The organism is Anaerobiospirillum sp. NML120448 (genome assembly GCF_023050945.1).
GTDB lineage: Bacteria > Pseudomonadota > Gammaproteobacteria > Enterobacterales > Succinivibrionaceae > Anaerobiospirillum.
In genome coordinates this window covers 1-10,074 of the sequence record NZ_JALKIM010000104.1, presented here as the reverse complement: position 1 = coordinate 10,074, position 10,074 = coordinate 1, and the positions used below count along the sequence as shown (strand labels likewise).

At 38.7% G+C, this 10,074-nt stretch carries 6 protein-coding genes; 1 reads left to right on the top strand and 5 read right to left on the bottom strand.

Features of this window, described 5'->3' with window-relative positions; genetic code table 11:
- Positions 1–19: 19 nt before the first annotated feature.
- The 5 genes from MXE38_RS11410 to MXE38_RS11390 form a co-directional block, all read right to left on the bottom strand.
- Positions 20–3,193, bottom strand: coding sequence for a hypothetical protein (locus tag MXE38_RS11410; RefSeq protein WP_246915069.1), 3,174 nt, complete (start codon positions 3,191–3,193; stop codon positions 20–22).
- A gap of 592 nt (positions 3,194–3,785) precedes the next feature.
- Positions 3,786–4,991 (bottom strand): hypothetical protein, encoded by a 1,206-nt coding sequence (locus tag MXE38_RS11405; protein ID WP_246915066.1) that lies wholly within the window; start codon positions 4,989–4,991, stop codon positions 3,786–3,788.
- 270 nt (positions 4,992–5,261) lie between these two features.
- Entirely contained in the window at positions 5,262–5,423 is a 162-nt protein-coding gene (locus MXE38_RS11400) for a hypothetical protein (RefSeq protein WP_246915063.1), read from the bottom strand.
- Positions 5,424–5,529: 106 nt separating this feature from the next.
- The gene (locus tag MXE38_RS11395) at positions 5,530–5,931 is read right to left on the bottom strand and encodes a YkgJ family cysteine cluster protein (protein WP_246915060.1); all 402 of its coding nucleotides are present in this window, start codon (positions 5,929–5,931) and stop codon (positions 5,530–5,532) included.
- Entirely contained in the window at positions 5,931–7,514 is a 1,584-nt protein-coding gene (locus MXE38_RS11390) for a hypothetical protein (RefSeq protein ID WP_246915057.1), read from the bottom strand. The genes MXE38_RS11395 and MXE38_RS11390 overlap by 1 nt, the downstream gene beginning before the upstream one ends.
- 398 nt (positions 7,515–7,912) lie before the next feature.
- On the opposite strand from MXE38_RS11390, the gene MXE38_RS11385 reads away from it, so the two are divergent.
- A complete protein-coding gene (locus MXE38_RS11385; protein WP_246915054.1) occupies positions 7,913–9,901 on the top strand; it encodes a hypothetical protein in 1,989 nt (662 codons plus the stop codon).
- Positions 9,902–10,074 lie beyond the last annotated feature (173 nt).

Below are 10,074 nucleotides of genomic sequence, written 5' to 3'. Positions count from 1 at the left end.
ACTTAAGACTATTACTTAATTATAAGAATCTAAGAAATTCTCTACGCTCTTCAAATATGTCCCACATTTCAGAATCAAAGGCATATGAATCGTAATAAGCAAACCTATCTAACATTTTTATTTCTTCGTCAACATCCTTTTCAGATGGCACTGGGTAGCCATCTTTCTTGTTAACCCATTTCGCTAAAAACTTGAGATAGTTTGTCATCAAAGCGCAATTGTATGCCATGTTAGTTAGACCCAATAAAGGATGGTCAGGATCCCTTGCGATCTTAAGAAAATCACTCTGTTGGTATTCCTTTAATACCTTCAACAGCCTATCATAGCGCTCTTCAAGCTTAGAAATATCGTAATCTATGCGAGAATCATCGCCATCGACAATGTTCAACCCTGCTACAAATTTGTCAACATCAAGATTCATATGAGTATCATTGATATTGTTGACACCAAATTCATAATGGTTTTCTACATCCATAATGGCACACTTAAATAAGTATGCATAGGCAAATGAACTCATGTCAAACAAAACAATACCAACAAAAAATGCTATAGAATCTTCAAATGAAAGATCAGACCATTTTTCCTTGTTGTTAAGCTTACGCTTAAGAATATCCACTACTTCTTGGAACATAAAAGAATATAGGTGCAAGTACTTGGTTTTAGGCTCTAACTTTTCTTTTAACTCATTGAGAGCCTGAATATAAGACTGATAGTTGTTTTTAATATTCTCATAGGTGCTCAGAGCAACTGATTGTTGCTCATCTTCACTACCATATAGAGCCTTATAAGCATCGCAGCCTATAATAATTTTTGCCCATTGACAGTCATAGAGATAATCAAGTTCCCCGCCCTTATCTAACTGCTCTTTTCTATGCTCAATAGCATTACGTATATCACCCAACTCTAATGCAGCCATGTTCGCATAACTTATTTTTAGATCAGAGTCATAATACTTCCACACTTGCTTAGCAGCCTCGATAAAATCATCGTTATATAAATTATTAAATTTAAAAGTTCCCCTCTTAAAGACGTAGTAATTAGGCAAGTCTTTAAGCTGCTTGCAATATTGAGAGAAGAGCGCTGCATTATAATAAACTTTCATAGAGTCATATGCGTATGACTCCAGAACGTAATCAAGTTCCTTGATAGCTGCTTTGAGAGGTTCACAGTACTTGCTGTATTCTTGCACTAGTTCTTGAGGAGACTTATTTGCATCCAATTGAGCAACTACAGCATTATTATCTCGAGCTGTGCTTTGCTCATGATGCTCAATAGCCTTTTGCTGCTTAGCAACTTGTGCTTTAGCCTCCTCAGGTTGAGCTTCAACAGCAGGTTGAGTTCCCTCTGGCAGGTATCTTTCTAACAAGCTGGTGATAATCTTTTTGGCGATGAGCAGTTTTTTAACCTTCTCAATATTTAAATATTGACATCCCCAGACATTTTGATTTGGTAGATTTTGAATAAAACAACCTTTTTCAAAAAGCTCAACTTTCTTAAAAGCATTATAGCAGTTGCCCATGTATTCAATCATTTGCTCAAAACTTGCTTTATTTTTAGGAGAATTAAATTTAAATACGCCAGCACACAAGTTAGAGTAAAGAGGATACATCTTAGACAAAGCATGGTAGTAATTGTTGGCCAATTCTTGTACTTTCTTTAAATTATCGAGAGTTTCATTAACACTAGCTAAGAACTCTTCATACTCTTGTTGATCAAAGTAAAGCTCATCTAATTTATCTGCATGGAAAAGCTTATTATAAGCAGAAGCACCAATGACTTTAGTTGGCCACTGACATTCGCTAATGTCCTTGTAGTTAGTGCCAAAGATTAAGCTATTGTCGTCGATAAAAACCTTATGAGCAGAGCAAAAACCAACGTCAGCTAGAAGATGTCTACGTCCATCTTTGTACCAAGCCAACACACTATTATCTGTGTCGGTTAGTTCACTTATGACTTTTTTCATCTTGCCATATTTACTGTTAGCTTCTTTACATAATTGAGCATCGAATTTGGCATCAATAATGGTTCTCAAAACATCATTATGAGCATCGAAGAAACTTAACTCCTTTTCACCAAGCTTAATAAGAGCCTTATTACACAGCTCAATCTGCTCTTTAACTTTAAGAGCTTCTTGCTCTAACCATGTTTGACAAGGCAGAATCTGAGCCTTGGCCTCACCCTTAGCATCTTGATAGTCAGCATTGCCTATGGTGGTTAAGGCATTAGCTATATTGCTAAATGTAATTTGAAAATCAGGTATAGCAGAACGCTCAAAACCATTATTTGGAGCGTCATAGTCCCTATCAATTAGTTGCACAGCTCTTAAATCGCCAATCAGTCGGAACAATAAGGCACAAATTGCAAAGATATTTTTTTGCTCTTTGTTAAATTGCGGATAATCCTTTTTAGTTTTAACAATATCATCTAAGAGCTTAATGTAATGATAAAAGTGCTCTTTAACAAATTCTTGAATTGGAGACAACAGAAAAATAGCTTCTCCCAAATTAGTAAGGTGCTCATAGTACTCAGGCTCATTCATTACAAACTCTACTACCTCTACCTTATTGAGGTTGATAGTATTGAGCTTATCTTTTTTAAATATCTCATAGTACACGGACTGACCAAAGATCTTTTGAGGCCATGCAGGGATATCACCTGAGGTAAGTTTGTCCTTGCTTGCAAGTTTTGTGAGGGCATCAATTGTCTTTTGCTTGTCTTCATTACTTGAATAGCAACAGATATCTGAAAACAAAGCTATAGGTAATTTTTCATTTAGTTTAACAAGCTCCCCTGACTGTATACAGTTTTTTAGGACTATGTCCAAATTGTATTCAGAAAAATCAAATTCTTGCCCATCAGGACAGCTAATGGTATCAGGCACATGTTTTAATTGCTTGTACAGCATTATAAACATATAGCGATCATAATTTAGTTCCAAAACATTTTTAGCAAAGTTGCCCATAAGTTCGCTATTTTTGTTGCAGATGTCTTGGAAGGCAGAATAATCTCGATTAACAATTTTTGAGTAGTACTCGTCGATTACCTGAGGCTCCTCACTATCCACATGCTTGAGCAAAGCACGTTTTCTAGCAATTTCAGCCTGAAAAGCTTTCTTGGCCTTACGTTTTTTAAAAAAGTTAATGATAAAGGCAATAATTACAATCCAAACCAGCAGTTTGAAAAAAGTTTCCATAACGCACCTCCCAGTGCAACAAGGACTTTCTGTACCATAGTGAGCGGGCGCTTGAGACTATGTCGCCCAGACTCAATTAGAAGAGTTAGTATTGTTTGGCTAATAAGCTCACAAGATTTAGAGCTTTAAAAACCCAATAAATAAAGGCGGATGATTGTGGTATCAGAGGGTGAAAACTCCTTACTGAGCTATGAAGCAAGCAATCAGAGTTAAAGCAACCAAGTACATTGAAGTTGTGCCAAGAAAAATTGGGAATAAACGGTTAAGGCTCTTCAAAGGCTTAAAAGAACCTGGGCACGAAATACTGTAGCTAACTAGGAAGCTAGCTTAAGTAATTAAGGTAGGCGAGGTAGCTCGCAAAACGAAAGAAATGATAAATACCCAACAATAAGTATTAGGTAATTGGGCATATTAAAGAAAGATAGAAATTAGTTGGCTTAAGCAACTGTTGTTAATAATAGCACCTATTAACAAAGGGCAATATTAATTGCCCTGTAGTTTTGTGCAGGATTGTGCGCTAAATTGCAAAATTTGGTAAACCAGTGTTTAATCTTGCTAAACACAGGTCTTTGTGAAGTGGTGCCGAGCAAAGTTAGTATAAGCGCATAATGTCTTTGCAGCTCTTAATATGATCGGGCATGGTTTCTTTTATGAGAGGTTCTTTTGTTCTACTAAGTAGCTCTCTACATTTTTCAATATGGCGTTCATAATCTGCTCTGCTATTGAGATTAATGTACTCACCTAAGAGTTTTTGCCACTGCTCAATATCACTTAATGGCTTGCTAGTACGTTCATCTTGTTGGCAAGCAGCAGCATCGACCTCGCTATCAAACTTAGCTAATACTTCTTTGCCTTGTTGCTCTGCTGCTTGAGCCTCTTGCTTGTTAATAGTGTTGAGATCATAGTCCTCTTGCTTGCTCTTGCTAGACTCTGACTTGAGTACCAGCTGAACATTACACATGGCGAAAATGACACCCACGATTAACACCATGTTTTCCACTAACAGCATTTCTTGCTCAGTGTAAGTATCCCACTGATTATTGCGATCTACGAGCTCCTTAAAGAGCTTAAATTGTTGGTGGTAAAGGTCAGTTAAGGTGACTAAGGTTTGGTTGAAAGTTTCGGCTGTTTCAGTCAGCTCCTTGAGGTAATTGGCAGTTTCACCAATCTTTTTTTCCATGGATAAAACTTGATCTACTACCTCATCAGCATTTTGTTGAGCTTTAGCGCCCATAATGCTAAAGACTACTGCACCAATGATAAGAGCAACACCTAAACTAGAAGCGCCAAGCACGGTAGCTCCAAGGGCCATGCCGCCACCACCAGCTGCCAAAGAACCACCACCTAAGTAGGCTAAGGTGGCATTAGTCAAAGCAGCGCCTGAGAGGCTCTTAATGGCCACACCTGTTGAGGCAACACCAAAAGTTGCTACTGCGGCTGTGGTAGCGCCAGAAACAGCCATACCAGCAGCGACACCAGCTACAGCAGAACTTAATCCTGATACTAAGGTTGTAGCGCCTAAAGATACATGCTTTAACTCTTGTACCTTGAAACTTGGGATCTTAACCTTATTAACTTCAATGGTATCGAACTCAGGTCGATTATGGATTTGCTCAAAGGTATCAGCAAAATTCTTAAACTCAGATAAGATTGTCAGTTCATTAACGCCCAGCTTATCCAAAATTACGCAACACTTATTAGAGCAATCCTCTAAGTAGCGCTGATTACGCTCATGGCGCTCTTGGGCAATATTGATGCGATCATGAGCTGTTTTTACGCCCAAAATAGATCCAAACATAATCAATCCTTTTTGTGAAAACTAACTAAACTCAGGCTAAGGCAGCAGTTAAGCCCTGAACTGTGCATACTAAAGTAACATTTAAACAACAAATTTTAATAAAACCCCATATATATCTTGTTTTCATTGAACAAGAATAGAGGTTAACCTATTGTTAGGTAACCACTACGATTTTTTGATGATTGGGATATATGAGGCAAATCTATTTTGAGTGTAATTTAGTATGCAGAGTTGAGGTAAGTACACCTTGGCAAAGTAAATAAACTCTTTTTACTTAAACCCCTTAAAGATAGCCATCATAATGATGCGACGAAGGGCAAAGTTCATTAAGAATCTTCTTAAACCAGCTGGAATAAAATTAAAGATAGCCTTGTAATACCTGTAAATTAAATACATAAAAATGAAGAACAACACCACATTAACTATTAACATAATAATTATTTCTCCTTATATTACTCAGAAGTAAGTATCTAACGCTAAAACTTGCGCCATCAATGGCGCTTATATTTCAAACTTGAGTTGGACTGGGAACACCTCCTTAAGTGGAGCTTGGAGTTTTGCTCTTTTTAGCCTGCGCCTCATCTTCTTTAACAATTTGCTTTAAGGTGTTGGAGTCAGGCACATTACTGGCAAGTTCATCTAATTCTGCAAAGGTAATCTTAGTTTGCTCAATAAACTCATTAATAGGCAGACCTTGTACCAGCTTAAGTTTCAAACACGATAAATGGTTGTAATGATAGTATTGCTCTTTAGTGTATTGCTCTTTAAAGAAGCGCTCGTAGCACTCATCAACACGACAAATTAAAGGGCGATTAGCATAGATAGAGCATTTATTGTCCTGCAAATACTTACAAACGCCATCGCCTCTATCTAAGTCACGATAAGGCTCAGCTTTTTGGACATGGCGGCAGCACTCTCCGCACTGATCACAATAGAACATTAGCTATTCTTCTTCTTAAACTTCAGTACAAAGTTTGGATTTTTTAAATTGTCTTTTAAGGTTTTACCATTACTGGTGTCATATGGCATTTCTAAAGACAGCTGTTGGTAAATGGCTTTTAATTGGCTATTGAGCAAGACTTGATCTGACACATCAACATTGTTCTCAAAGACCATTAAGCCTTGGTTAAACCTATCAGTCTGTTGCTTAAAGAGAGCTAAGTCTATGTCCATGACCTTGGCACAATACTCATCCATTAAGGCACTTAAGTGGCGGTAATAAGCAGCGACATCAGAATATGGGGATAGCTGATTGAGCAAATAAATGAGCTTATTAATAAACTCACACTTATCCAGTACATAAAGTAAGGTGCAGGCCATAATGCCAGTTACTAATGCGCCTAAAAAGTCGCACAGCACTTGGCCAATAATAGGAATGGCTCCAATAGAGGTGGCTTTTACAGCTTCACTCACAACAGTTCCCACAACCACACTGGCACCTGTTGCTAAAATCTTAGCCACAGCTCTAAAACGCTCGCCTATAGGTAAGCGGTCAGGGTTAAAGAATAAGACCTTAGCAGCTTCTACTAAAGAAGACCAAATTTGACGAATGACACGAACAATGTTCTTAGCTGTAGTAAAGAACATGTTGCAAATAGTGGTAGTAATTGAGCTTAAAGCACCTGAAATCGAGCCCTCAATAAACTTTTGCCACAGCTCCTTATAGCGCTCTTTTGCGTTAGCTAAGCCATTTTTAAAGCCTGTGATCACCTTATGCAGCATTGATTCATTCGAGCCTGAGGCATACTTAAACTCAGCACGAATAGAGAACCAAATTTCAGAGCAGACTAAACCCAGTACTTGACGCAATCCCATAGTAAAACCAACTTTGGTTGCTGCCATAGCACTACTTCTGAAAAAATCAGGTGAGGTGTAGTACTCATAAGCAATTTTGCGATCAATGCTCTGACGTGACTTTTTATCTAAGGAGCGCATTCTTTCTTGTTGCTCACTAGTGTACTCATAGCCTTTCTTGTCTAAGTACTCATCCATAGTTTGAGCTTTTTTAGAGCGATTGGTATGAGGATTAGTAGCAGCAAGATTATCTGGATTATTAGCTAAATCTGCACCATTTAAGCCAGATAGCACCCTAGCTCTATCGTCATGAATTTCTTTAGCTGAGACAATATGGTCTAAATCAGTTCGAGCATTGGCTGCTATGTGTTCTCCTGTATAGGCATCATACAAGGAGCCTTCTTTTTTCTGACGGGATACCTCTCTATTTTTGGCTATATAGCCCTCATGAGAATGGTATTCCTTAGAGTCATACGCACCACGATTGTCATAAGCCTCTTGGTGAGCCTTATCCTTATAAGTTAAGTCTTTATCGTGCTCCATGGCACGCACATTGTGGATGGTATCAACATCACCACCATGCTGATCTTGAACGATAAAATCTAAACCAAAAGACGTAAATAAGCTTTGCATAATGACTTTTTCGTATTGCTCAAACAAAGTCTCATATGCATTGTTACTACTGTAGGAAGGTTCAAAATTATTAAGAGAAGCGACGAAGTTGGACATAGATCGACACATCCTAATGAAAAAACAAAAGAGCACGCATTAGTAAAAGCCTTATTTTTACTAAAGAGCCCAAGTTAATTTTAATTAGTTGTGTCAGCCCTAACTAGCTTGAAAACTAGCAAAGAGCCACTATTCGAAAAAAGATGAGAACGAGTGGAACAAAACCAACGCACAATCATAAGAATGATTGATGATAAAATTTTATCACTTTTGCATCTAGTAAGCAATAAAATTTCCTGATTTTGGAGAACAATTTACTACATACTTTCTCTATAGAATAAATTTAAAAATGTCTGTGATCTATGATCTATTTTTGAGAATTTTTCAATGAAATTTGATAGAATTGATAGGATTTATCTAATTTTTCCCATACTGAAATAAGACTACGAGGAAACACCTTGGATACTAAAGACAAGACCATGCTTTCTAACATCAAAAAGACTATTAATAGCTATAAGAAAGCACAGAGCGATGAAAAGGAATTAGGCTCACAATTAAAGGTGTTAAAGGCTGTCTACAATTTATGGCATCTAAACTCTCTACTAGAGCTTGATATTATTTATAAAGCCCAAATCCTTGCCTTTTTAGCCTTAGGATACAAAGCTTTAGGCTTAGATCGTGATGCCTTAGTTTTTGCCCATAACTATTTAAGTCTCCATACTGAACTTGTAGCCAATAAGCTTCCAAGCAAAGACTTAACTTTGTTGCAAGAGCTTGAGTCTCAAATTAAAGCTTTAGTTCGCTCTTGCTCACGCCGCCGTTTTGATTTATCAGTACGTACTATTGGTGTTGATTTCTTTATTCACGTCAAGAGCTTTATTGACTACCTACAAGCTGAAATTAACAACCTTAAAGAACTAGGCACTGATACTGACCTACAAGATGCTAAGTTTAATAATATTATTAAGCTTTTAAAGTCTAACGCCTCTTGCACTCTATCATTAGCACCATCTGGCAAGTTCTTAGTTAGCCTTAACAACAAGGGTGATGACGTTGAGTTAGCCACTTTATATGCTGCTTTTATGGCTGCTGTTAACTCTTATGGTAAAGAGCTAACAGATGCTGTTACTTTTGTCGTATCAGCCCAAGACCAAGGCCTTGGCCAGGCCCAACAACACGCTACCAAAGAGCAAGCTCTTGCTTATGCTGGTGCCTTATTAAAGAGTAACGAGCTTATTTGCCCTACCTTTTTACAAGATGATAATTGCTGGAACAACAACTCTCGCAACCTAAACTTAGAGCCTCTAAAAGAAGAAGCTTTAGCTCAAGTTAAGAGTGAGACCCCTGCTGTCGAAGCTGTAGCCCCAGCTGCCGAAGCTCCAGTAGCAGTAACCTCTGAGGTAATGCCAGAAAACACTACTGCACCAGTAACAGAGCCAACTGTTGAGACTGCCAAGCAGAGCACCCAAGCATCAGCTCAGGACTTAGCCGCTGTAGCAGCTAACAGCCAAGAGCCATCAGCAAGCAATGATGCTAATGATGTCAAGGAGACCAATAACATCAGCGCTCCAATGGCTGCCAACAACGATGCTGCCATCACGATTGAGGCTAAATCCCAAGCACCTCGTGTTGAAGAACTTGGTTTATCCTACAGCTATACAGCCATAGTCACTGCTAATAGCCGCAAGCCAAGCTCACCAAGCAGCACCAATCCTCAAGATTCTGCCTCTAGCCAGAGCCAGAGCCCAATTGCCAATAGCAGTGCCCAGGATAATGCTCAAGCCTCCGAGCTTGCCGTAGTACCAGATAAAGAGAGCACCTCTGAGCCAAGCATTAACCTTAGCTCACCAAAGGGTGATGAGACCTGCTCTCAAGATAGCAGTGACTCAAACTCTAATCATGCTGCTGATACTCAAAGCGAGCATGAGTCTATCTGCACACCAGAGCCAGAGCTTGCTCCTAAGAGTGAGGTTAACCAAGCACCAGAGCAAGAAAAAGAGTCTGTACCTGCCAAGACTGCAACAGCAACTGCGAGCGCAGTAGAGGCAGAGCTTGATAGTGATACTGAGACAAAGGCTAAACCTGAGGTAGCGACCACTACCACTCTTGAGCAAGAGCCTGGTGTTGTTTCTACAGCTTCAGAGGCAGAGGCAGAAGCAAAGGCAACTACAAAGGCTAATCATAGTGCTAATGAGCAAGACTCTACTCAAGCAAGCTTTGATGATAAAGAAAGTACCGCCACACCTGCTCCAACAGCGCCCGCTCCTGAGACTAAAGAGCAAATTGCAACTTCTAACCATGAACTTGCAAATGAGCCAAAACCAGTAGCTAAAAAGGTCATTAAGCCATCACCTATTATTGCAAGCAATGCTTATCAATCAAAAGAGCAGCAAAAGGCTAAAGGTGGACTATTTGGCTTTATCCGCCGCATTTTTGGTGGCAAGTAAGAGCTAGTATTTTCTAAAAAACTAAATTCCCAAAGGCGCTAACTAAGCATGCCCATGTACTTAAGGATTCCCTTATTTATAGGGTTTATTAGATTATGGGCTATTAGTCACACAAAAATATAGGCAAAACTGAGGATTTTGCCCTTATTTCAGCCTTATTTTTACATATGTTT

Excerpts from the sequence above, each read along its gene's own strand:
- MXE38_RS11410 (WP_246915069.1), bottom strand. The coding sequence starts at position 3,193 with ATGGAAACTTTTTTCAAACTGCTGGTTTGGATTGTAATTATTGCCTTT.
- MXE38_RS11405 (WP_246915066.1), bottom strand. The coding sequence starts at position 4,991 with ATGTTTGGATCTATTTTGGGCGTAAAAACAGCTCATGATCGCATCAAT.
- MXE38_RS11400 (WP_246915063.1), bottom strand. The coding sequence starts at position 5,423 with ATGTTAATAGTTAATGTGGTGTTGTTCTTCATTTTTATGTATTTAATT.
- MXE38_RS11395 (WP_246915060.1), bottom strand. The coding sequence starts at position 5,931 with ATGTTCTATTGTGATCAGTGCGGAGAGTGCTGCCGCCATGTCCAAAAA.
- MXE38_RS11390 (WP_246915057.1), bottom strand. The coding sequence starts at position 7,514 with ATGTCCAACTTCGTCGCTTCTCTTAATAATTTTGAACCTTCCTACAGT.